At 41.7% G+C, this 23,295-nt stretch carries 20 protein-coding genes and 1 tRNA gene; 8 read left to right on the top strand and 13 right to left on the bottom strand.

Features of this window, described 5'->3' with window-relative positions; translation table 11 throughout:
- Positions 1-2: 2 nt before the first annotated feature.
- From ABD873_RS09865 to ABD873_RS09830, 8 genes are all read right to left on the bottom strand, one after another.
- A complete protein-coding gene (locus ABD873_RS09865) occupies positions 3-2,321 on the bottom strand; it encodes a TonB-dependent receptor (protein WP_345067898.1) in 2,319 nt (772 codons plus the stop codon).
- Positions 2,322-2,329: 8 nt separating this feature from the next.
- Positions 2,330-3,139: an alpha/beta hydrolase gene (locus ABD873_RS09860; protein ID WP_345067896.1), complete on the bottom strand. Its 810-nt coding sequence runs from the start codon at positions 3,137-3,139 to the stop codon at positions 2,330-2,332.
- A gap of 6 nt (positions 3,140-3,145) precedes the next feature.
- The gene (locus tag ABD873_RS09855; protein WP_345067894.1) at positions 3,146-4,018 is read right to left on the bottom strand and encodes a hypothetical protein; all 873 of its coding nucleotides are present in this window, start codon (positions 4,016-4,018) and stop codon (positions 3,146-3,148) included.
- Between the two features lies 1 nt (position 4,019).
- Positions 4,020-5,066, bottom strand: a complete 1,047-nt coding sequence (locus ABD873_RS09850) for a 2Fe-2S iron-sulfur cluster-binding protein (RefSeq protein ID WP_345067892.1) — start codon at positions 5,064-5,066, stop codon at positions 4,020-4,022.
- A gap of 90 nt (positions 5,067-5,156) precedes the next feature.
- A complete protein-coding gene (gene infB, locus ABD873_RS09845; protein WP_345067890.1) occupies positions 5,157-8,147 on the bottom strand; it encodes a translation initiation factor IF-2 in 2,991 nt (996 codons plus the stop codon).
- Between the two features lie 105 nt (positions 8,148-8,252).
- On the bottom strand, positions 8,253-9,491 hold the full coding sequence (gene nusA, locus ABD873_RS09840; RefSeq protein WP_039052851.1) for a transcription termination factor NusA: 1,239 nt from the start codon (positions 9,489-9,491) through the stop codon (positions 8,253-8,255).
- 1 nt (position 9,492) lies between these two features.
- The gene (gene rimP, locus ABD873_RS09835; RefSeq protein ID WP_345067887.1) at positions 9,493-9,957 is read right to left on the bottom strand and encodes a ribosome assembly cofactor RimP; all 465 of its coding nucleotides are present in this window, start codon (positions 9,955-9,957) and stop codon (positions 9,493-9,495) included.
- Between the two features lie 103 nt (positions 9,958-10,060).
- Positions 10,061-10,837 (bottom strand): XRE family transcriptional regulator, encoded by a 777-nt coding sequence (locus tag ABD873_RS09830; protein WP_345067886.1) that lies wholly within the window; start codon positions 10,835-10,837, stop codon positions 10,061-10,063.
- 103 nt (positions 10,838-10,940) lie between these two features.
- On the opposite strand from ABD873_RS09830, the gene ABD873_RS09825 reads away from it, so the two are divergent.
- Positions 10,941-11,258: a GIY-YIG nuclease family protein gene (locus tag ABD873_RS09825; RefSeq protein WP_052258527.1), complete on the top strand. Its 318-nt coding sequence runs from the start codon at positions 10,941-10,943 to the stop codon at positions 11,256-11,258.
- Positions 11,259-11,313: 55 nt separating this feature from the next.
- Here ABD873_RS09825 and ABD873_RS09820 read toward each other — a convergent pair whose 3' ends face one another.
- Together ABD873_RS09820 and ABD873_RS09815 are read right to left on the bottom strand one after the other, a co-directional pair.
- On the bottom strand, positions 11,314-14,343 hold the full coding sequence (locus tag ABD873_RS09820; RefSeq protein ID WP_345067884.1) for a tolB protein precursor: 3,030 nt from the start codon (positions 14,341-14,343) through the stop codon (positions 11,314-11,316).
- 69 nt (positions 14,344-14,412) lie between these two features.
- A complete protein-coding gene (locus tag ABD873_RS09815; RefSeq protein ID WP_345067882.1) occupies positions 14,413-16,608 on the bottom strand; it encodes a transglycosylase domain-containing protein in 2,196 nt (731 codons plus the stop codon).
- 362 nt (positions 16,609-16,970) lie between these two features.
- Between ABD873_RS09815 and rpoN the strand changes: the two genes are divergently transcribed.
- On the top strand, positions 16,971-18,434 hold the full coding sequence (rpoN, locus tag ABD873_RS09810; RefSeq protein WP_039053705.1) for an RNA polymerase factor sigma-54: 1,464 nt from the start codon (positions 16,971-16,973) through the stop codon (positions 18,432-18,434).
- Between the two features lie 84 nt (positions 18,435-18,518).
- On the opposite strand, the gene rpsU is transcribed toward rpoN, so the two are convergent.
- Both rpsU and ABD873_RS09800 read right to left on the bottom strand, forming a co-directional pair.
- On the bottom strand, positions 18,519-18,713 hold the full coding sequence (gene rpsU, locus ABD873_RS09805) for a 30S ribosomal protein S21 (protein ID WP_039053706.1): 195 nt from the start codon (positions 18,711-18,713) through the stop codon (positions 18,519-18,521).
- A 113-nt stretch (positions 18,714-18,826) separates the two neighbouring features.
- Entirely contained in the window at positions 18,827-19,459 is a 633-nt protein-coding gene (locus ABD873_RS09800) for an HAD family hydrolase (RefSeq protein ID WP_345067879.1), read from the bottom strand.
- 81 nt (positions 19,460-19,540) lie between these two features.
- Between ABD873_RS09800 and ABD873_RS09795 the strand changes: the two genes are divergently transcribed.
- Positions 19,541-19,614 (top strand) — tRNA-Ile (locus tag ABD873_RS09795).
- A 204-nt stretch (positions 19,615-19,818) separates the two neighbouring features.
- Here the strand turns inward: ABD873_RS09795 and ABD873_RS09790 are convergent.
- Positions 19,819-20,235 carry a nuclear transport factor 2-like protein gene (locus ABD873_RS09790; RefSeq protein WP_345067877.1) on the bottom strand — a complete coding sequence of 139 codons (417 nt, stop codon included), beginning with the start codon at positions 20,233-20,235 and terminating at the stop codon, positions 19,819-19,821.
- Positions 20,236-21,029: 794 nt separating this feature from the next.
- Between ABD873_RS09790 and ABD873_RS09785 the strand changes: the two genes are divergently transcribed.
- The 5 genes from ABD873_RS09785 to nrdI all read left to right on the top strand — a co-directional run bounded on the left by ABD873_RS09785 (position 21,030) and on the right by nrdI (position 23,263).
- Complete coding sequence (locus tag ABD873_RS09785; RefSeq protein ID WP_345067875.1) at positions 21,030-21,248, top strand: hypothetical protein; 219 nt, start codon at positions 21,030-21,032, stop codon at positions 21,246-21,248.
- 30 nt (positions 21,249-21,278) lie between these two features.
- Entirely contained in the window at positions 21,279-21,764 is a 486-nt protein-coding gene (locus tag ABD873_RS09780; protein WP_345067873.1) for a beta-barrel fold lipoprotein, read from the top strand.
- A gap of 151 nt (positions 21,765-21,915) precedes the next feature.
- Positions 21,916-22,230 carry a hypothetical protein gene (locus ABD873_RS09775; RefSeq protein WP_345067871.1) on the top strand — a complete coding sequence of 105 codons (315 nt, stop codon included), beginning with the start codon at positions 21,916-21,918 and terminating at the stop codon, positions 22,228-22,230.
- A gap of 176 nt (positions 22,231-22,406) precedes the next feature.
- Positions 22,407-22,643: a hypothetical protein gene (locus ABD873_RS09770; RefSeq protein ID WP_345067869.1), complete on the top strand. Its 237-nt coding sequence runs from the start codon at positions 22,407-22,409 to the stop codon at positions 22,641-22,643.
- Positions 22,643-23,263 carry a class Ib ribonucleoside-diphosphate reductase assembly flavoprotein NrdI gene (gene nrdI / locus ABD873_RS09765; RefSeq protein WP_345067867.1) on the top strand — a complete coding sequence of 207 codons (621 nt, stop codon included), beginning with the start codon at positions 22,643-22,645 and terminating at the stop codon, positions 23,261-23,263. The genes ABD873_RS09770 and nrdI overlap by 1 nt, the downstream gene beginning before the upstream one ends.
- Positions 23,264-23,295 lie beyond the last annotated feature (32 nt).

Genomic DNA, 23,295 nt, shown 5'->3' with positions numbered 1-23,295 from the left:
GTCTAAAACTTAAAGTTCCAAGTCACCGAAGGAATGATGCCAAATAATGCTATCTTATATGCTTCCGTAATATTAGGGTTGTTTTCATTCTCCCTAAAGTCAATGATATAAGCATTCTTACGGTTATATACATTATACAAGCCGAAGGACCAACTGGACTTGAATCTTTTATCTTTTATCTGTGGCTCATAAGTGGCAGATAGATCCAGTCTATGATAGTCTGGCATTCTATAGCCATTCCGCTCTGTATAATAATACATTGTCTTCTCGTCGACCGTATATTTACCGCTAGGAAACGTTATCGCATTACCTGTATAATAGACGAAGTTAGCTCCCAGATTCCACTTTTCAGTGAGCTTAAACAACCCCACTACGGAGACATCATGCGTACGATCCTGTCGTGCGTTAAACCATCTTCCTTCATTGATCTGATCAAACTGACGTTGGCTTTTCCCTAAGGTATAGCTTATCCATCCATTAAGACGTCCTTTGGTCTTTCGGAGAAACAATTCCAAGCCATAGGCTTCGCCCTGGCCAAAGAGAAGCTCTCCTTCCAGAAACTCGTTGGCCTGCAGATCGGCACCATTTCGGAAATCGATCTGATTACCCATATACTTATAGTATCCTTCTACCGAAAATTCGTACTTGTTGTTGGCGAAATTCTGGAAATAGCCTACCGCCACCTGATCCGCATACTGAGGTTTAATATTTAGACTGCTCAACACATATTGGTCTGTTGGTAACGAAGCTGTAGTGTTGGTAAGCTGATGAAGATTCTGCACTATCCTATTGAAAGAAGCTTTGATACTTTGTCTATCATTAAGAATAAAAGAAGTTGATAGACGCGGCTCCAAACGCAGATAATGTTTTATGACTTCCGACGAATAACTCTTCGAGGAGATAGCCTCTCCCTCTTCATCAAAGGAGTAGAAGGTTCCAGGCCCCATTACCATAAAATCCGTGGCACGCAATCCGTAAAGCATGGACAACCAATAGATGGGGTTCCACTCATGCGTGATATAGGCAGCAAGTTCTATGCCGTGTCTTTTCTGTATAATCAAAGAATTCACGGCTGAAGTTTGCGTAGCCCGTAAACTTGCAGGTGATATCTTCTGCTTCAATGCATTGAATCCGAATTTCAATGTATTCCGGCTGTTTGCATAATAGGAAAAGTCCTGCTTGAGGTTCAGGTTTTCTATTTTGGAATTTATGACAAACTCACTTTCATCGTTATTTACATCCACATTGTAAGTGAAATCACTATAGATAAAGGAGGTGTTGCTGAACAGCTTTTCACTGAAGATATGATTCCAGCGTAAGGTGGCAGTAGCATTTCCCCAGTCGAAGCTGAAAAGGTCCCCATAGCCTAAATCATCCTTCCCGAAGTAACCGGAAGCATAGATCGTATTTTTATCGTCAAGGCGGTAGTTCAGCTTGGCATTTAGGTCGTAGAAGTAAAGTTTACTCTTCTTCACCGTTTCATCTTTGGAAGCCTTCAGAAACATATCGGCATAGGTACGTCGGCCACTGAGCATGAAAGAACTTTTCTCCCGTTGCAAAGGTCCTTCCAGCTTCAGGCGTGAGGCAATAAGGCCTAATCCTCCTTCGCCGGAAAACTTCTTATTATTTCCATCTATCATGTGTATGTCCATCACCGATGAAATACGCCCCCCATATTGCGCCGGAATACCTCCTTTAAAAAGCTCTACATCTTTGATGGCATCCGAATTGAAGGTTGAAAAAAATCCTAAGAGATGGGATGCATTATATACCGTAGCTTCATCCAGCAAGATAAGATTTTGGTCTCCTCCTCCACCACGTACGTAAAAGCTCGACGAACCTTCTCCTCCCTTACCTACGCCAGGAAGGGTCTGTATGGTTTTCAAGATATCCCTTTCACCAAAGATGACAGGTACATTTTTTATCTCTTCAATAGTAAAGTTAAAAGCCCCCATCTGTGGACTAGTCACATTCTTATTCTGCTTCTTTCCGGATACCACTACCTCTTCAATAGTATTCCCCAGAGGGGTCAGCTCGAAGGAATATCTTTTTTGCTGGTCGGCATTGACCTCTACAGCTAGAGGCTGATAACCCACATAGGATATGAAGAGGCTATCATTGGCCTGTTCTAATTCCAACGAAAAAAAACCGTAAGTGTTTGTCCGTACAGCCCTATAATTGGACTTTACCTGTAAGGTAGCACCGATCAGCACCTCTCCGGAAGAAGCATCCTTCACATAGCCGCTGATGGAAATTTTATCCTGAGCGAAAGCCTGCAAAACAAAAGAAAAGAAAATAAGAAATGTACTCAGTCGTAACATATAGGTGTTTATGGTAATCTAAAATACTGATCAAAGAACGCCATTTGGTAGATGATAGACTGTGCCCAATAGTCCCAATTATGCTTACCCGGCATATTCAGATACGTATGTTCTATATTCAAATAAGTAAGTTTTCTATGCAACTCTTCATTTACTTGGAAAAAGAAATCCTCATATCCACAGTCTATAAAAATTTTCAGGCTGTTTGGTTTGATAAGATGCAAGGATTCCATCACGGTGTGCACATCCCACTTCTGCTTGTTGTCCGAGTATTCTCCCAAACGTTTGGCTATTTCCCATTTGTGCGGGAAAGGGCGGAAATCCACGCCTCCTGCTGTGCTGCCTACAGCACCATAGATATCCTGATTACGTATAGCCAGATATAAGGCGCCATGTCCCCCCATACTTAGACCGGTGATGGCTCTTCCCGAACGATGGGTGCAAACCTTGTAGTTCGACTCTATGTGAGCTATAAGCTCCTTGGTCACGAAAGTTTCGTATTGGTATTCTGATGAGGTATCCCAATACCAGCTTCCTACACCACCGTCAGGACATACAACCATATAATTATATTGATCTACCAAATTTTTGATGTGAGGTACTTTTAGTATCCAATTTGAATAATTGCCACCATACCCATGCAATAAGTATAAAGTAGGGATAGCTTTATCCGAAGAATTCTCTGGTCTTATAACAACTACCTGAATCTTTTTGTTCATGCTTGGCGATTGCACCTGAATAGTATCTACCGTAGCAGCTGATACTGCTGCAGACACAATTACAAAAAAGGCGAAAAGTACTGATTTCAGTTTTTTCATAGTTCGTTAATAATGGTATTTGTAAATAAAAGCATCTAATCCAAAAGGTCTTTCCGATACAGTATAATAAACTCTTTGATCCAAATCAAAACAGATAGCTTCCCCCTGTGGTTCTACCTTATACGGCATCTGCTTAGGCTTTCTCTTCAAGGTTTCTGTCAGTTTCTCTCCTTCTTTTCTTTCCCAGTAGTACACAGTAGTAAGATTCTTGATGAGAATATGCTTTCCATCTTTCGAAATGTCGGCAGCAGTTGTAAACGTAAAAGGTAATGTCAGCAGAGGATGCAGTTCAATAACTTCATCTCCCTTATTTTCCTCTAAAAGAGAAAAAGAAAAAACCGTAGACTCAAAATCACGTTTCGAAACAAGATATACCCTATTATCTAAAGGGTCGATAAAAACAGCTTCACAATCACGTCTTTTATCTGCATATTTAATCTGGATATGTCTCTCCAAATTTACCGTTATCTCTTTATGTGTGTTATCTATCTTCGGTTCTTTTATCAAATATAAAGATAAAATTTCCCTGTTGCGAAGATTATTACCTATATCAGCTAGAAGGAGATAATTTTCGTTTTTATAGCTTACACGCCCAATATCTTCTACATCTATAGGTCTAATGCCTTTGATTGTCACTTTCTGAAGGAGATTGCCTAAAGAGTCGATTCTATAGATATAGGGACCGTCACCACTGTCATTATGAACCCAAAAGTAACCTCTTTCATAACTGTAAGGAACTATCCCCGAAATTTCTGTGATACTGGAATGGGTGATTTTCCCTAAGCGCATAAACTCCTGAGCATAGCTCGCCGAAAGTGATAACAGCAGCATTATGCTAACGACCAAAGTCTTATACAATAAGTCAACTCTTTTCTTCATATTATAATACTTCGACTATGGTATTATCTTCTGCTGGATGAGATACGCATATCAGGCATTTGCCATTTGCCACCTCACGATCTGTCAGCACTTCGTTATAGTCCATTTTTACGCTACCCTGCACAACCTGCGACACACAGGTGCTACACATGCCCGACTTGCACGAGTAAGGTAACTTAAGATGATGCTTAAGACCTACATTCAAAATAGTCTCATTACTTGGAACTACCAGATGATGATTTTCTCCATTAAAGTGTAAAACCACATTATAGTCTACCACTTCTTCCACCACTTCTTCATGTTCGTCATCATCCTCTTCTTCTTCAGGAAAGTAGAAAGTTTCCTTACGGACATTTTCCTCAGGAAAGCCCATTCCCAACAAGGTGTAGCGGACCAAATCCATATAAAACAGTGGACCACAAGTATAAAACAAAGTCTCTGTCGTTTGATTTGTAAGGTGTTGCTTGACTATGGCGATAAGATATTCACGGTTAAGATGAGCTTTTGCCAGATTTTTGGAGTCAGACCAGATAAACTCTATAAATAATCTATCCGGATAACGCTGCTGCCATTCCAAAAGTTCTTCATAAAATACTGTCCTTGCTTTAGATCCATTACTGTACACCAACACAACCTTGGACTTATGCTCTTCTACCAAAGCAGTTTTCAGAATAGAATATAAAGGGGTAATGCCTACTCCTGCAGCAAATAAAAATACGGTCCTCTCTACCTCCGGTTCTGTATCGTAGGTGAACTGCCCTAAGGGTTCAAGCACTTGTATGATATCTCCTACCTCCAAACGATGGTGGAGCAGGCGTGAGATCTCGCCATTATCCACACGTTTGACGGTAATTTCCAGCGGCTCATCCAATGCCGGGGAGCTGCTAAAAGAATAAGATCTTCTTACCTCACGGTCTCCAAATTGAAAATGTAAAGTCAGAAATTGCCCGGCCTTATAGGATGGATAACTTCGCGATAAATCTTCGAAACGGATGCTTATAACGTCGTTCGGATGTCTGATGATCTCCGATACCTTAAAATCATACATGAGGCTAAAGATAACAATAAATTGCTACTGCATAAAAAATCCCGACCTGTGGGCCGGGATTTTACAAAATATTAACTATAATTTGTAAGACTATAACTTACGTTTTACTTCTACTTGTTCGTATACTTCTATGATATCACCAACTTTGATATCATTAAAACGGTCGATGTTTAGACCACATTCATACCCTTGTGTAACCTCTTTCACGTCGTCTTTGAAGCGCTTCAAAGAAGCCAGTTTACCGGTATGGATCACCACTCCATCACGGATTACACGAATATCGTTGTTACGTGCGATTTTACCGCTGGTAACCATACATCCTGCAACGGTACCCACTTTAGAGATTTTGAAGGTTTCGCGGATTTCCACTTCACCCACAACTTTCTCTTCATATTTAGGTGCCAACATTCCTTCCATTGCGGACTTGATTTCTTCAATAGCATCGTAGATAATCGAATACAAGCGCACATCGATCTGCTCTTGCTCGGCCAACTTACGTGCCCCCTGTGTAGGACGTACTTGGAAACCAATGATAATAGCATCAGAAGCTGAAGCCAATAAGACGTCGGATTCCGAAATAGCACCTACCGACTTATGGATAATATTCACTTGGATTTCATCGGTAGAAAGTTTCAACAAGGCATCCGACAACGCTTCGATAGAACCGTCCACGTCACCCTTAACGATGATGTTAAGCTCTTTGAAGTTTCCAATCGCCAGACGACGACCGATCTCATCCAATGTGATATGTTTAGTAGCACGCATGCCTTGCTCACGCTGCAGCTGCAAGCGTTTGTTTGCCACCTGACGTGCTTCCGATTCACTTTCCATTACGTAAAGCTTATCTCCCGCTGTCGGTGCTCCCGACATACCCAAGATTTGGACAGGAACCGAAGGACCGGCTTCCTTCACACGTTCTCCTCTTTCGTTGATCAAAGCTTTTACCTTTCCTGAATATGGCCCTGCCAAAATAGGATCACCTACACGTAATGTACCTCCTTGTACCAGCACTGTGGTCACAATACCGCGACCTTTATCCAACGCTGATTCGATGACAGAACCTACGCCACGTTTCTTAGGATCCGCCTTAAGATCCAACAACTCAGCTTCCAACAACACTTTTTCCAATAGCAGTTCTACGTTTTCACCCGTCTTAGCAGAAATTTCTTGGGTTTGGTATTTACCACCCCATTCTTCTACTAAGATGTTCATATTTGCCAACTGTTCACGAATTCTGTCTGAGTTAGCTCCCGGCTTATCGATTTTTGTGAAGGCAAATACTATTGGAGATCCTGCAGCCTGAGCGTGGTTGATAGCCTCTATGGTCTGAGGCATCACCGCGTCATCCGCAGCGATAACGATAATAACGATATCCGTCACTTTAGCACCACGGGCACGCATCGCCGTGAAGGCCTCGTGACCCGGAGTATCCAAGAACGTGATCTTGCGACCATCGTCCAATGTTACCAAGTAAGCACCGATGTGCTGGGTAATCCCCCCTGCCTCACCTTTCGTTACGTTGGCTTTACGTATGTAGTCCAATAAAGAGGTCTTACCGTGGTCAACGTGTCCCATCACTGTAACAATAGGAGCACGAGGAACAAGGTTTTCTTCTTTATCAGGTTCTTCCAATTCTGCAACCTGCTCGTCCTCAGGTTTGATGAATTCTACTTGATAGCCGAACTCATCAGCAACGATGGTAAGTGTTTCGGCATCCAAACGTTGGTTGATCGAAACGAACATACCCAAACTCATACAGGTAGAGATTACCTGTGTTACAGGAACATCCATCAGGTTGGCCAACTCGTTGGCAGTAACGAACTCCGTTACACGCAACACCTTTGCCAACTTTTCTTGTTCCAATGCAGCCTCTTCCGCTGAGTGTGCTATATCATCACGTTTCTGGCGGCGAAGCTTAGCACGTTGTGCAAACTTACTTGACTTACCGGCACCACTCAGGCGGGCCAATGTAGCCTTGATTTGCTCTTGGATTTCTTTTTCCGAGAGTTCCTCTTTTACAGGCTCATTTTTATGACCTTTACCCTTGTGATCAAATTTACCTTTGCCTGCAGGGCGGTTCTTACCTCCTGCCTGCTGGTTTGAACGATTATCTCCCTGCTTTCCTCCCTGCTTGTTAGGGCCACCGTGATGACCTTGTTCCGTAGCAGAAACAGGTGTTCCAGGTTTATTCGTACGCTTACGTTTACGTTTGTTTTCCTGATTTACATTAGATGATGACGCTACAGGCTTTTCTTTAGGCTTGAAAACAGGCAATTCTATCTTACCTACCACCTTAGGTCCTTCTAACTTCTCAGAACGGGCACGAATGACATCGTCCGTATGCTGTTCTTCGGCAGAAAGCTCTTTCTTAGGTTCTGCCTTTTCAATATTTTCCACTTTAGCGTTAGGCTGTTCTACTGCTTTCTCTTCTTTTTTAGGTTCTTCTTTTGGAGCTACAGCCTCTTTTTTCACTTCTTCCTGAGCAGGAGCTTCCGCCTTAGGTTGAATTTCCTCTTTTGGTTCTCCCTTTGTTACCGCCTTTGGAGTTTCAACGACAGGTTTTGCGGGGTCGACCTTAGGCTCTTCCGCTTTCGCTGCCGGTTGAGTTTTTTCCTCAGCACCTTTAGGTTCGACCTTCTCTTCTACCTTTTTCTTAGGCTTGTTTAAAGCGTCCAAATCAATTTTTCCTACCACTTTTAAAGAGCCGGTATGCGACTCTTCCTTATCTTCAGACTTCACAAACGGTGCTGGTGGAGGAGTCAAAGGCGTTTTGATTAGGATTTCATTTTCTGCATCCTCATTTTTAGAGTTAGATGACCCATGTGGACCAGCCGATGTAGCCGTCGAAGGTGCCTCATCACGACGGATTTTGCCAATAACTATCTGTTTAGCTTCATCTTTTGCGATTTTGTCTCCTTGGAATTTACGCAAAAGAACATCGTACATCTCAGTAGATATCTTGGTATTAGGCTTTGCTTCAACCTCAAAACCATTTTCCTTTAAATATTCTACTGCTGTACCAATCCCAATGTTGAGCTCTTTTGCTGCTTTGAGTAAGTTTATGCTTTTACCTTCTGTCATCTAATGTTAACCTCTAAAAATTTTGTTCTTTACAAAAATATGATTTTTTCGTTCGCTTTAACAAAAATTTACATTTTAATATGCAATAAATTTAGCGGCTGAGTCCTATTCGAACTCAGCAGCCAATATGCGAAGAATCTCTGCAATAGTATCTTCTTCCAAGTCTGTGCGGCGTACCAACTCTTCTTGTGACAAAGCTAATACTGCTTTGGCGCTGTCCAAACCTACACGTTTCAATTCGTCGATAATCCAGCCATCGATTTCATCTGCGAATTCTTCGATGTCCACGTCCTCTTCGTATTCGTCACTTTCGCGATAAACGTCGATTTCATAACCGGTAAGCTTGCCTGCCAATTTGATGTTGTGACCGCCACGGCCGATAGCCAATGACACTTGGTCCGGTTTCAAGTATACCGAAGCTCTTTTGTTTTCTTCGTCGATCTTGATAGACGAAATACGTGCTGGACTCAAGGCACGAGTGATATACAACGACGCGTTGGTTGTGTAGTTGATCACGTCGATATTTTCATTGCGTAGCTCGCGTACTATACCATGGATACGTGATCCTTTCATTCCTACACATGCTCCTACCGGATCGATACGGTCGTCGTAGGACTCTACCGCAACTTTAGCACGTTCTCCCGGCTCACGGACAATCTTCTTGATGGTGATCAATCCATCGAAGATTTCAGGTACTTCTAGTTCAAACAGACGCTGTAAGAATTCTGGAGCCGTACGTGAAATGATAATCTTTGGATTGCTGTTTATCATCTCTACCTTGTGCACTACCGCACGTATAGAATCTCCTTTTTTGAAGTAGTCAGCAGGTATCTGCTCTGATTTAGGCAACAACAATTCGTTACCGTCTTCATCCAGCACCAAAATCTCTTTTTTCCAGATTTGATATACCTCCCCAATCACCAACTCTCCTTCGCGGTCTTTGTATTTTTTGTAAACTTCATCTTTCTCTAGTTCCAAAATTTTTGAAACTAAAGTTTGACGAGCAGCTAGGATGGCACGACGTCCGAAGCTTTCTAGCGTGATAGGTTCGATATACTCATCCCCTACTTCTAAATCCGGATCATATTGACGTGCTTCGGCAAGTTCGATTTCCAAGTCATCATCTTCTGAAAATCCATCTTCCACCACCACACGCGTTCTCCAAATTTCTAAGTCTCCGTTATCTGGGTTTACGATGACGTCCACGTTTTCGTCGGTACCGAAACGTTTACGTATCATACTACGAAATACTTCTTCAAGTACTGTAATTACCGTAGGACGGTCAATATTTTTGAACTCTTTAAACTCCTGAAAAGAGTCAATCAAATTAATATTGCTGCTCATTTTATTTAAATGAAATTAATACTCTTGTTTCCTTTATTTGATTGAAAGGCAATGCTGTCTCTTGTAGATAGGCTTTCTTGCCTTTTTCTTTTACTTTCTCTTCGATTACTATCTGCGACTCATCAGCGGAAAGAAGCTTACCTTCCTTTTTGTCGCCGTTAGTTAATTTAACCCTTACTTCACGTCCTGTATTTTTGATATATTGACGTAGAAGCAGTAGCGGCGAATCTATCCCTGGTGAGGAAACCTCTAAGCGGTAGGCATGGTCTATCACATTTTCTTCTTCCAGAAAGTAGCCCACATGTCTGCTCACGCTTACACAGTCATCAATCGAAACGCCATTGTCACCATCCAACAGAATCGACAAGGTGTTATTCTTCTGCATGGTGATGCTGACAATAAATAAATCCGGTCTGTCGGCAATTTTCTCTTCGACTAACTCTCGAACACGTTTTTCAATTTGCATAAATTTTCAAAAATGAACTAAAAAAGGGGGCAATACAATGCCCCCTTTCCTTTCTGTTAGCGCAAATATACACAATTATTTCTTGTGCAAAAAATTTTGCACTTTATTTTTTCGTTTCCACAACAGACTTGATGGTTTTCTGCATTTCGGCCATCATAGCGGTTAGCGACTCTATAGTAGGTTCAGGACTTGGCTCTGGAAATTCGGTAGAGATATAGGCTTTGGCCTTCCATACTTCAAGAATGTCGGCAGAGGCCACCCAGTACGGCTCATAAATTTTATTGTCAGACACCAGCTTCAATCCTTTATCCTCCCGGTATTTCTGACCTATACGCTTGTAAACGATACCTTCCTCCTTCGAAATGATAACATAGGTTTGGCCAGGTTTGATATCATGCCAGTTCTCTACGTATTCGCCGATGATGATGGAGCCACTAGGCAGAGGCAACATAGAGTCTCCCTTGATTTCAAAAGCACGATACGTACCTTGATTAAATATAGGTAAAGAAAATTTAGGAAGCTCTCGTACATATTCCGGGTCACCATATCCGTTGAGGTATCCGGCGCTAGCCTTCACAGGCACTATCTCTATATTTTCCCTATCCTCTTTATCTACGGTGATAGAAAGCACTCTCAAGTTGGAAGCAGCACCTTTGGCTGCAGGTTTCCATTTATCATCTATCTGTTCGTTTACCAATTCATCCATCGTCAAACCATAATACTCAGCTATTTTTTTTAGCAAATCATATTTTGGCTCGGCGCGATCTTCTTCATAAGCACCTACGGAAGCCCTCTTAATTTCCATAATATCAGCAAATTGTTGCTGGGTCAGATTATGTTTCTTACGTAGATACTTGAGATTTGATGCGATGTTTGACATAATATTTTTTCAAAATTATTTTTAAATACTAAAATTATTAGTAATATTGTGCCAATAAAATTAGTAAAGATTATTCGTAACCCCAAATAAATTAGCAAATATTATGAAAAAATGCTTTGTTTACATTACGACAGACGCCAACAGAATATATTTGGAAGCAGGATATTGTGAAGATTTAGCATTGAAACTATTCGAACTGCAGGAGGCAGCGCGTCATACGTCTCTTCTGGGGCCTAAGTTTACGCGTATTATCCATGTGGAAGAATACGATAGCATGGAGCAGGCTGAGAAAAGAACGCAAGAGCTCAACAGCTATACACATATGCAAAAGGAACGTCTTATCCGACGTTATAATCCCAACTGGTTAGGTATACACACCTTTCAGGGAAGCATAAAAACAAAAGCTGCTGTTTGCGCTTAATGACAAACAACAGCTTTTGACAACCTTAACCTAATCGCAACTTCTACAATTTAGACTACCATCCCGGCGCAAAGTTTAATCCAAAAGTACCAAATTTAGACTTTGTCTTTTGGAAAGGTATGGCGTAGTAAGGTTCTAATATCATGGCGCCAAAGAGATTCACACGAAGTGAGACACCGGCACTATACACCGGTCGGAAATCTTTTGTTCCGCTTTGGTTCGGCGTAGCATTGTCGTATTGCACTTTATCCCATGCCACACCTCCATCCACGAAGAAGTTTAGATCCGAGAACAAAAGTCCTGATTTTATTACCGCCAGCTTTTCCGGTCCTGTAAAAGGAATACGTATTTCGAAATTCGCCACAGCCATCTTAGCTCCCGACAGCTGTTCAAAACCTACATTTCCTGTCACATCTACATTTCCGCTTTCATAACCACGGATTAAATATGGATAACCGATATACAACGGATATAAAGCTTTACTATCATTGCCCACACGCATATACGAATAGAAGCGTGCCGCAAGAGTTACCGGATTATAGCGATTATATTTTCTCAAATCAATATTTATGGCGGAAAAGTTATAATCACCGAAGTACTGTTCAGCTCCAATACGGTAGCGGAAACCTTGCAGAGGAGCAGTAAGACCGAACACAGCATTATCGCCCACGAAGCCGGCATTCACCTGCTGGATAACAAAAGGATCAAGGTTACCAAAGCCTAGCTGCGATGCTTCCTCGTTCGATATCTTTTGTCTGTCACCATAGCCGAAATAATATGATTGTCTCCATTTATCCACGCGATAGCCATAGCGCGCTATTGCCCCCCCCACCTCAAAACGATGACTTCGATTGAATGGATATGCCACAAAGGCTTCAGCCTGTGTTTGAAAAGAACGGATGATATAAGTACTTACAGCCGGCTCATTTCCATATCCGAAATCCTCATATCCATATACCGAAAACCCCGTCATATACGGAATATGAGAGATCGCTCCCCCCCAGTTCCATCGGCTACGCTGATTAATATAAGCTACCTGTCCACCGAAATCATAAATCTCACCGTTGATATTTAGTGCAGCAAATATTTGATTGTACCCCAAAATATCAGAAAACTGTCCTTGCACACCCGAGCTGATACCTGCACCATAGCGTGAACCTACTGACATACCTATCCCTGCATTTGCAAGATAGTCAAGCTTAAACTTCGGAGAATATGGGATATTGGTGATTTGTTCATCAGAAATACGTTCAAAAACATTGAAATTCATCAAATTTCTATTCACCACATTTACACCTCGATCAATATTAGGAGGCAAAATGGCGGCAGTCATATCCACATACTGAGGGTCTACCCTTTCCGGTGTAAACTCCGATAGTTTTGCTTTATAGATGTCGTATGTTTTTTTCTTAAAGAAAGAATAAACGATTTCATCGTTATCAGAAATAGAAATTGCAGGGGAATATTCCGTTATGCCGGAAATACCTGTAAAATAGTCTGTCATACGCTCTACCGTTGCTGACGAAAGGTTATAGCGGTACAGGTTGCGGAAGCCATCGGCATTTGACAGGAAATAAATATCTTCTCCGTTGGCCGCAAAATGAGGGTTCAGATTATTTGCTCCTGGGAATACATCGATATTAACGATTTTGCCTGTAGCTACTTCATACAAAGCTAGGTTCATTGGAATATCTACTGAGCGGCTGTCACCCTGTAAAGCTACACGGTCCGTACTAAAGACTATATATTTACCATCCTTAGAATAGTTAGGCTGATAGTCCGAGTAAGGGTCATTTGTGAGCTGCTTTAGTTCCTTCGTCTTAATATTATAGGTGTAGAGGTCAGACTGTCCTTCCACCAGACCGGAGAACACTACAGTCTCTCCATCGGGAGCCCATGCTATGTTGGCAAATTCTACAATATCGCCCATAGCTTCTACCAACACCGGGTTGCCTGTCTCTACATCCACAATCATCAGCTTATTTTTGCCCTGAGAAAAGACCGAAAAGGCAAACTTTCGGGAGTCGGGTGAGAAGGAACCTGCAGATTCCAAAAAGCTGAATTCGTCTATATCTTTATTGGTAAGCTTACTTCCCAACTTACGGATACGCTTACCTGTACTAGCATCGGCCAGATAAAGGTCTATGCTAAAGAGGTCCTGTTCTGACAGATATACGACATATTTGCCGTTGGGCGATATACTTGGCGACACATTCATACTACCAGCATTACGGGCATTGATAAGGTTTATCCCTATAGGTCTTGTAGTGGTATCCTTACCGAGGTTACGGTAGGCCTGCTCTATGCTGTTGCGCCACAAGGTGGACATGGTCTGCGCATCATAACCAAACACACGGCGCATAGCAAACTCATACCCATATTTTGCGGTTTCGTAAAACAACGGCATGATGACAGTATCTCCATATGTAGAGCCTATGAAAGACCAAAAGGCCTGTCCATAGCGATAAGGAAAATAGTCGTACGACTGCTCGGTCATCTGCTTCAGAGAAGGGATATCCTTATGCAGATAGGCATCTCGTAGCCACATCGCCGTAAAAGCATCTTTTTTTCCTATGAAAAAATACTCGGCCATCCCTTCAATCATCCACAAGGGAATGTTTCCTATGTTTTCCAGTCGGGTAGAGTCATTACCTTCCATGATGACACGGTATTGGAAAGCGTGCACCATCTCGTGTCCCAAGACATGTCGTGTTTGCTGGTTGATCTGCATCAAAGGCATGACTACACGCTGCTTGAACGCTTCCGTAACCCCACCTGTTCCTACCGAAATCTCACCGTTGATGGCTGTAGTCTGCTGGAATTCCGGATGGTTATTATAAAGGATAATTGGATTTTTACGGATAAAAGTATCCTGAAACACCTGTTGGTGCATATCATACCATACCTCTGCCTCTTTAGCGAGCCAACGCATCACCGAGTCATTTTTCAGGTAATAGTAGATATTGAAATGAGGGGTGTCATACACCTTAAAATTCAGCTTCTTATAGCGCATCTTATTTTGACCAAAATATTGGGCTGTAGCGCTACCCGTCATGAACAGCACCAGCAGAAGTGCAAATAACATTTTGGTCAAGCTGCGATTCTTATAGCAACTCATAATTAATCAGTTATGTAGGGTTAAACAGCTTTCTTTTTATTGTGTTTGAGTCGTATGTTCTTCTTCTTGTGTTTCTTCGTTTTGCTGCAGCTCTGGATCTATTTCCAAATCTTCACCTTCCTCTACCTGAGTAGAATCCGGCTCCTGCGGCTGATAAATATGTCGAGGTGTTTCACATTGGTAAGGCTTCTTAATTTCTACGGTAGGCTCCGGGAACTTACCAAAAGTGACCCCCAATTCAGGATGTTTGTATACCTCCTCCATAAACATGGCAAATATTGGAAGTGCTGTTCTCGATCCTTCTCCCGAGGCTGAGTTACGGAAGTGGATACTTTGCTCGTCACAGCCTACCCACACGCCAGCGACCAAATCTTTTGTCACTCCCATATACCAGGCATCCACATAGTCTGATGATGTTCCGGTCTTACCTCCTATTTGGTTGTTGTTTCTAAACAGATCCCACTCCCAAAGGGCCTGCGAAGTACCTCTCGGTTCTTCTATGGTTCCACGCAACATATAGGTCATCAACCATGCATTCTCCGGACTTATCACCTGTTTATGTTCAGTCTCGAAAGAAGCGATAATATTACCTTCTTGATCTACAATCTTGCTTACCAGTATAGGCTCGGTAGTTTTACCGGCATTCATGAAGGTACAATACGCTTTCACCATCTCGTATACCGATACATCGTTCGGTCCCAAACCTACGGAAGGCACTGCCTGCAACTTACTTTCAATACCACATTTGTGCGCAATCTCTACCACCTTCTCAGGCCCTACAACTTCTGTTACCTGGGCCGTGATGGTGTTTAGCGAGCGCGCCATAGCGTGGCGCAGCGACATTTCCTGATACGACACCGACCAATCTGCATTTTTAGGTTCCCATGTTTCGAGGCCATCTTTACCCATAAACTCTATTTTCACGGGCTTATCGACGAACTTGTCGCAGGGGCTCATGCCGGACTCCAATGCCGCCAGATAAGCAAAAGGTTTGAAGGTAGAGCCTGCCTGTCTTTTAGCCTGATTCACATGATCAAACTTAAAGAAATGATGGTTGATACCTCCTACCCACACCTTGATCTCTCCAGAGTACGGATTCATCGCCATCATACCTGTATTCAGCATCATGACATAATGCTTCAGCGAATCCATAGTGGAGTAGTTTACCTTCTTCATGCCATCCCAGGTAAACACCTCCATTTCTTTCTTCTTACGAAGCTCCTGAAACACACTATCTTCATTATTATTAAAGCGCTGCATCAAACTCTGATAAATAGGCAGCTTGCGTGCCTGATTTTCAAGGAAGTCCGGAATAACATTACCCCCTTTGTCGCGCCACGGTTCTGTGCCGGACCAAGTGTTTTCCAGACGTCGCTGCAGCTCTTTCATCTTTTTGGCTACCACCTCTTCGGCAATCTTCTGCATCCTCGAATCTATAGTGGTATATATTTTTAGTCCCGCCTTATTGATATCGATTTCATTGTCCTGACTCCACTTGTCCAGCCATCTATATACGGCCGATCGCAAGTAAGAGTCGTTAGCATCCACCTTGGCATGGTAACCTAAGTCTAACTTTAACGAATCTTGTGCCAATTGTGCTACTTCATCCGAAGATAGAAATCCCGCTTTCTGCATCTGCGAGAGCACCACATTGCGACGTTGCAGTGCATTTTTAGGGTTACGGATGGGATTATATATTGTAGTACCTTTCAACATCCCCACCAGTAGGGCACTCTCATTGGTGTTCAGCTGTGAAGGAAGCTTATTGAAATAGCGTAGCGATGCCGACTTGATGCCGAAGGCGTTGTTGCTAAACGACACCGTATTGAGATACATCGTGATGATTTCCTTTTTGCTGTATTTGCTTTCCAGTTTGTAAGCCGTCATCCATTCTTTATACTTGGTGACTAAGATGCGTAGGCCTGGAATTTTACTCAAGTAGCCTTGGGAATGGCTATAACGTGTTTTGAACAAGTTCTTGGCGAGTTGCTGTGTAATGGTACTAGCTCCCCGCTGATCACCCTTCAAGGTAGAAACAATCCCCGACGCCAAGCCGAGAAAGTCCACCCCATGGTGCTTGTAGAAACGAATGTCTTCCGTAGCAATCAACGCATTGATAACATCCGACGAAATGCTGTCGAAAGGTATAGGATCACGATCCTCATCGAAGTACCTTCCTATCAACACCGAATCGGCAGTATATAGCTCTGATGCCACATTGAGTGTAGGCATTAGAATATCTTTCCGCGTAGGAGAATAACCAAACAACCATAAAAAGTTAAGCTGTACGGCACAGGTGAACAATACGACACAATAAACTGTTATTATAAGGTATCGTAAGGGCCGATTTTTTACACGTCTAAACATAGAGTAAATATGAAAAATAGTTTGTTATTATCCTACGAAAAATCCGGATAAATAAACCCCTGTTAATAAAATTAACGATTTTTAACAAAAGATAATAATGGATTAAATCTTACATTCCCAAATACTTCTGTAGTATAATAAGGACAAAGACAAAATGAAGTCTTGCTATGCCTAAAATTATTCATTTTATTTAAGTAAATTTACCTTGTGATATTCTAACGAGAAACATGTTAAAACAGACTTTACAACAGAAATTATTACAAAAGTTATCTCCGCAACAGATACAGTTTATCAAGCTGCTGCAGGTTCCTACAGCATCATTGGATGCCCGCATAAAAGAGGAACTGGAAGAAAATCCTGCCTTGGAGGATGCTAGTTTGGTAAACATGAACGAACCCTTGGAGGAATATCCGGACAAAGATCCCGACGACTACGAAAAGGAAGGAGAAGATTCTTTCGAAGAAGAATTTTCCCTGGAAGAATATATACAGGATGACGACTATAAAGACTATGGGAGCAATTACAATAGTGACGACGAAGAAGAGCACAAAGAGATTCCCATACCGGTACAGTATTCTTTTTTTGAGAAACTACAGAATCAGCTGGATCTCCTTCCGCTGACCGATAAGGAATACCTCATAGGAAATCAAATTATTGGCAGCTTGGACGACGATGGCTATCTGCGTCGTCCTATCCTTTCACTTATCGACGACTTGGCCTTCTCGCAGAACGTCATGGCCGAAGAGAGTGAAGTATTGGATATGCTTCATATTATCCAAGGTTTTGAACCTGCAGGTATCGGCGCACGCAACCTTCAAGAGTGTCTCCTTATCCAGTTGCGTAAAAAAGACCAAAACAACGAAATCATACAAAAAGCTATCCAGGTGGTAGAAAATTACTTGGATGAGTTCACCAAAAAACATTACGACAAAATCGAAAAGCAGCTCAACGTGACTTCGGATGAGCTCAAGGAAATCATCAACGAGATCCTGAAGTTGAATCCTAAGCCGGGTGATTCTTCTTCGGCATCGGGAAAGCAGCTGCAGATTATTCCGGATTTCCATATCACCAACAACGACGGCGTACTCCATCTTACACTCAACGGACGCAACGCTCCAGAGCTTCGTATCTCGCGCACCTACCAAGAGATGTTCGAGCACTACGAAAAGGCAGAAAAGACCGACAAAAAAATGAAGGAGGCCGTGCAGTTTGTGAAGGCTAAGATAGACTCCGCAAAATGGTTCATCGACGCCATCAAACAAAGGCAGCAAACGCTGCTAAAGACAATGAACGCCATCATGAACTATCAATACGAATACTTCCTGACTGGCGACGAGCGCAAGCTCAAACCCATGATCCTGAAAGATATAGCCGAAGAGATAGGCATGGACATCTCCACCGTGTCTCGTGTGGCCAACTCTAAATATGTGCAGACCGAGTTTGGCACCTTCCTTCTAAAATCTTTCTTCTCGGAAGCCATACAAACCGACTCCGGCGAAGAAGTATCCAATAAGGAGGTGAAGAAAATTTTGGCAGAATGTATTGCTAACGAAGATAAACGCAAACCTTTGGCAGACGAAAAGCTGACAGAAATCCTCAAAGAGAAGGGATACTCCATAGCCAGACGTACCGTCGCCAAATATCGGGAATCCATGAATATCCCGGTAGCACGCTTGAGAAAGGAATTATAAAATAATTCCTTTCTTTTCTTTTGGAAAAGGAAAAAGGTCAACTGCTTTCGCAATTGACCTCTTTATCTCGATACAAACTACCGATTAACCAAGATTTTCTCTAAGTAACGATTGTTTGTAGATAGCTTTCTTAAGTTGTGTACGACGAGTTACAGACTTCTTCTCGTACGCTTGACGCGCACGTAGCTCACGTAAAACACCTGTCTTCTCAAACTTCTTCTTAAAGCGTTTTAACGCTCTATCTAAAGATTCGCCCTCTTTAACGTTTACGATAATCATAGTCTCTGTATACCTCCTTTCGTTGTAAAATTCTTTGTGCTTGCAAAGGTAGGAAATTGTTTCATACTAGCAAACATTATTTCACAATTTCTTAGAAATTATTTCTATTTCCTTTATATCAGTGCTAATTCTTTTACGATAACTTCCAAAGGTCTTTCACGAGTACACAGCTCAACCTTCAGACCTAATTGTTGTGCCGTACGCAAATGCTGTGGACTGTCGTCAATAAATACAGTATGCTGTGGATTCAGATTATGCTGCTGCAGCACATATTCGAAAATTTCAGGATCCGGCTTTCGCATACCCATAAGATGGGAATAGTAGGTTTTCTCGAAGAATGGCGTGTTGTCCTCTACCCCGTACTCTTCTTTTATCTGTTGCATACAGCGTGCATAATGAATAGGATTGTTATTGCTCAGCAAGAAGGTTCTATATCTTTCTTTAAGCTGCAGGAGGAGTTCATGCTTGCCTTGGGGCACGCCGATAAGCAGCGCATTCCAAGCCTCATCGATCTGCGTGTCCGTCAGCTCCGGCTTTCCGGCCAAAGCACGTATTCCGTCACGAAACTCGGCCGAAGAGATAAGCCCCTTATCAAAATTGTCAAAAAGTTCGATCTGGCCATGATGAGCAAAGATTTCACCCGCATTTTCTATACCTAATTGAGAGAAAGCATGTTGCGATTTTGCGAAGTCAATCATGAAAATCACATTGCCATAATCGAGGATAATATTTTCAATTTTTTGCATTTTAAATTTGTTTTTTTCCCTACAAATATCAATATTTGCATCGTCAAAACGGGAATAAATCTCAATTTGACAAACAAAAATGCTCCCATAGCTCAGTTGGTTAGAGTAGAAGACTCATAATCTTTTGGTCACAGGTTCGAGCCCTGTTGGGAGCACAAAAATCCTCACAGAAATGTGGGGATTTTTTTGTTTATAAACGTCATCTATTCAAATATTTAACCTTATCAATAAAAATAGAACCTGCAAACATTCTGATAATTGAAGCAATAAGAGCTAAAATAATCTTAGTAGTAGAACAGTTTAGCGTTATTGTAAATAGTACTTCCATATCATCGGACATATAATTTTTACTCCTCAACTTACTCTGTCGACAAGGCACGTAGGACAGCATAGCTGTCTTCCGGCAAGGTATCTGCAAAGATGGGCTTTATAGCAGACCACAGAAGGTCGAAATATGCCTCCACCTCTCCCTTGGTTGTTTGGTACCCTATCCACTCTGTCGCATCTTCATTTCCTGGAATGTACCACCTTATCCTATCGGCAAAAAGACGCATTATCCTTTCCTTATCTCTCCACTTCAAAGATTCAAGGAAGATATTGACAATTACTCTCGTAGCTCTCATCACTAAAGCGATCTTAAGTTTATCCACTGCAAAAAAAGCTATGGTGCCTCCCCACACCGCTATGGTGACAATACCACCTGTCTCCATCATGCTGATGAATGAAAATAATATAGCGACAGCGACATCGCTAACTATCAGCCTGACTATATCCAAAGCTATTATAATTTTAGTTCGGCCTTTAAGGATGGGGTTGCTCAGTGCGGTATTTAAGACGAAGAAAGAAAAAGTAATCAGAAAAAAACTGGTACGGATACACACCGACATCATACAGAGATAAAAAAGCAAAGCTCCTGACCTAGCGTAAACCACTCCATTTTTTCCGTTCCCGGGCAGCGTAGAACCATCCGGTACCATTATAGTGGCGATATAGAGCGAAAACCTATCTCAAAACATCTGTGCTTTCAGACAATAATCATAATGTAAATTTAATGAGTATAAAAGTTTAAGAATTACAGAAAAAACAAGGAGAAGAACTATAATAAACGGTTTCTGAAAAGGCTCATATAAAAAAAGAGCAGCAGCCTGTTCGGCTGCTGCTTAATAAATGAATACTCTAGAATAATAAAACATCTACCAAATTTATTCCAGTCCACTTATATTTTCATGCGAAATATAGCAAATTTCAGGCCATAATCCATAAAAAATTTATTATTTCACAAAACACAACACAACAAATTGTATTTCAACACATTAAAACTATTAACCAAATTATATTTCATTACGACTCTTCCCAATGAGAGCGCAGGATTCATAACCCTGAGCTCTTCAGCTGTTGTGAATTGCTTTCAAACTTAGGTTTTCCGATATTTACAACAACCCGCAAGAGTGACGTATCAAGTCGGCATTAGTTGTGAATTGCTTTCAAACTTAGGTTTTCCGATATTTACAACAACATAGCACGCATAAACAATCGTATTTTTGAAGTAAATTAATAACAATTGTAGACTATGAAAACTCTTATCATGTTATCCGCAATTACCCTCATATTGTCAGCTTGCGGAACAGGTTCCCAAAGGGAAAACGAACAGAATGCCGACACGGTTAATTCAGAAATCCGTCCTATTCCGCAGGACACTGTCGAAACTGATACAGCCGAAAAAGACACCGTGAATTATTCCGAACGTGATAGGAACCTGATGAAGGATGTTTTGAAAAACGCAAATTAATCATATCCATAAATTTTTAAACTCAATACCATGAAGAAATTTTTTGGAATGGCTGCGATAGCTATCGTGGCACTGGCTGCATCATGCTCCAAAGATGATAACCCACAGCCGTCATCAGACGAAGCAATCGTTAAGGTAACGATTGAACATTCTGCCAATTTCGCCAAGTATGACGAAACCCTTAATATTCAAGTTTTGGGCAATGAAAGCCAAACTGTCAACCTGAATGGAATCGAATGGGGAGAAGTAAAAAGGGTACAGGGCGTAGCTGCTTGGTTCATTAGAGCAGGGGATATCACAGCCCAGAGCAGAACCCTTGAAACGTCTAAAAAGGTTAGGTCGGTTACCGTAGCAGGAGTTATTACTCCGAAAGAATATGACGTTGAAAATGCAACAGACCTAACGACTAAAATAACCTTCTTTGTCGATGGCAAACAGGTAAAAAGTGAAACCGTAATTTCTACGCCTACTCAAATCAGCAATTTTTCCATACCAATCGTAGTAGCGGATTATTAAAAAAGCGCCAAAAAATTAGCGGCTCTTGGGGAGGCCCGAACGGATCGGGCCAAGATTGAAAAAAATTAGGCGACTTTTTTCAGCGTTTTTTTGTTCCGGGCGCAGCTGCAGCCCGACAAAAAAGCGCTTTTTTATTTTTTATTTTATGACTATGAAAGATAATATAAAGAAAAAGATGGGTGTGATACTTATCTCGATAATGTGTGCCACGCTAACGGCAATTATTGCCATCCTTTATACAGCAAAATATATGTCGGCAGCAGCCATCGAGGACTTTGCTGCACATTACGCAAATTATAAGCGTATCGGTCAGAACACAAACGACCCCAGTACCAAAACAATGTTAGACAGCTTACTCACAGCGCAATCCCATGAAGCTGCAAAACTTCAACAGGTGATGGAAAATTGGCCTTATCGGTTAATCATGAAAAGCGAGCTTGAATCTATAAGGCCGTTTACCCAGTGATGCACAGTTAGCCATTGGCTATCGAATCGGCCCAATTGTTTGTCCTTTATTGCTCATTTTTTTATGGCCAGCAAATGTACCTACGTTGCGCTAAAACCGTCAAGGGTATATAAACGTTCGTTCCTCACGCCCTTGACGGCTTGCTACTCTACGGTCTATTGCTTATAAAAAAAATCATGAGCAAACAAAAAAGGACATTAGAACAAATTAAAGCAGACCTTGACGCAGCCAAGGCAAAGCTTAAAGAAGTGCAAGAGAAAGGCGATGCCGCAATATCAGCATATGATTTGAGATTAGGCTACAATGCAGATTTCTACCTTAATCGCTGCCCGATACTTCAAAATCATGTCTCTTCATTTGAAAGAGAATTAAGAAATTACCTTATGTTGAACAATCAATTAACGATATTCTGATGGAAAAGACAACCATATATTTCGATAGCAAAACAGGCAACGTTGCTCGGTTTGTCGATAAGCTTAAAGCCTTATGTCCACACTGGAAATTCCTTAATATAAACGAGGCCGAGCATTTCGATGACAAAGGCCATCTAATCACGTTTACCACCGGACATGGCCAAGTCCCAGTAACAACGGATTATTTTATGCAACGCTTTTCTCACCTAATATCAAGCGTGTCAGCATCAGGAAACCGTAATTGGGGCAGTAATTTCGCTCTATCTGCCGACAGGTTATCCGAAAAATACAACCTGCCTACGCTATTGAAATTTGAGTTGTCAGGAACCAACAGCGAAGCCAAAACATTCATTAACTCTTTTAAACAAAATGCCATGAAAACGATTATCAAGTTTGAAAAAGACAACTGCTTGCCATGTCAGGAAGTATCTAATTACCTGAATAGCCTGAATGTCCAATACGATAGCATAAATGCTTTCAATAATCCCGAAAAGGCTATCAAACATAAAGTAAAAACAGTTCCTACCTTGTTGGTTATGGAAGGTGATACCGAGTTAGCAAGAACCGTAGGTTTCAAGCCTTCTGAAATTGACCAGTTGGTCAGGTTAGCGAAAGAATAATTTCGCTAACAGCATGGTTTATGCGTTTTTTT

Origin of the sequence: Sphingobacterium thermophilum, assembly GCF_039541675.1 — a bacterium.
Taxonomy (GTDB): domain Bacteria; phylum Bacteroidota; class Bacteroidia; order Sphingobacteriales; family Sphingobacteriaceae; genus Sphingobacterium; species Sphingobacterium thermophilum.
This window is presented reverse-complemented; position numbering and strand designations above follow the sequence as displayed.

Coding starts and splice junctions, on each gene's coding strand:
- ABD873_RS09865 (WP_345067898.1), bottom strand. CDS start 2,321: ATGTTACGACTGAGTACATTTCTTATTTTCTTTTCTTTTGTTTTGCAG.
- ABD873_RS09860 (WP_345067896.1), bottom strand. CDS start 3,139: ATGAAAAAACTGAAATCAGTACTTTTCGCCTTTTTTGTAATTGTGTCT.
- ABD873_RS09855 (WP_345067894.1), bottom strand. CDS start 4,018: ATGAAGAAAAGAGTTGACTTATTGTATAAGACTTTGGTCGTTAGCATA.
- ABD873_RS09850 (WP_345067892.1), bottom strand. CDS start 5,066: ATGTATGATTTTAAGGTATCGGAGATCATCAGACATCCGAACGACGTT.
- infB (WP_345067890.1), bottom strand. CDS start 8,147: ATGACAGAAGGTAAAAGCATAAACTTACTCAAAGCAGCAAAAGAGCTC.
- nusA (WP_039052851.1), bottom strand. CDS start 9,491: ATGAGCAGCAATATTAATTTGATTGACTCTTTTCAGGAGTTTAAAGAG.
- rimP (WP_345067887.1), bottom strand. CDS start 9,957: ATGCAAATTGAAAAACGTGTTCGAGAGTTAGTCGAAGAGAAAATTGCC.
- ABD873_RS09830 (WP_345067886.1), bottom strand. CDS start 10,837: ATGTCAAACATCGCATCAAATCTCAAGTATCTACGTAAGAAACATAAT.
- ABD873_RS09825 (WP_052258527.1), top strand. CDS start 10,941: ATGAAAAAATGCTTTGTTTACATTACGACAGACGCCAACAGAATATAT.
- ABD873_RS09820 (WP_345067884.1), bottom strand. CDS start 14,343: ATGTTATTTGCACTTCTGCTGGTGCTGTTCATGACGGGTAGCGCTACA.
- ABD873_RS09815 (WP_345067882.1), bottom strand. CDS start 16,608: ATGCCTACACTCAATGTGGCATCAGAGCTATATACTGCCGATTCGGTG.
- rpoN (WP_039053705.1), top strand. CDS start 16,971: ATGTTAAAACAGACTTTACAACAGAAATTATTACAAAAGTTATCTCCG.
- rpsU (WP_039053706.1), bottom strand. CDS start 18,713: ATGATTATCGTAAACGTTAAAGAGGGCGAATCTTTAGATAGAGCGTTA.
- ABD873_RS09800 (WP_345067879.1), bottom strand. CDS start 19,459: ATGCAAAAAATTGAAAATATTATCCTCGATTATGGCAATGTGATTTTC.
- ABD873_RS09785 (WP_345067875.1), top strand. CDS start 21,030: ATGAAAACTCTTATCATGTTATCCGCAATTACCCTCATATTGTCAGCT.
- ABD873_RS09780 (WP_345067873.1), top strand. CDS start 21,279: ATGAAGAAATTTTTTGGAATGGCTGCGATAGCTATCGTGGCACTGGCT.
- ABD873_RS09775 (WP_345067871.1), top strand. CDS start 21,916: ATGAAAGATAATATAAAGAAAAAGATGGGTGTGATACTTATCTCGATA.
- ABD873_RS09770 (WP_345067869.1), top strand. CDS start 22,407: ATGAGCAAACAAAAAAGGACATTAGAACAAATTAAAGCAGACCTTGAC.
- nrdI (WP_345067867.1), top strand. CDS start 22,643: ATGGAAAAGACAACCATATATTTCGATAGCAAAACAGGCAACGTTGCT.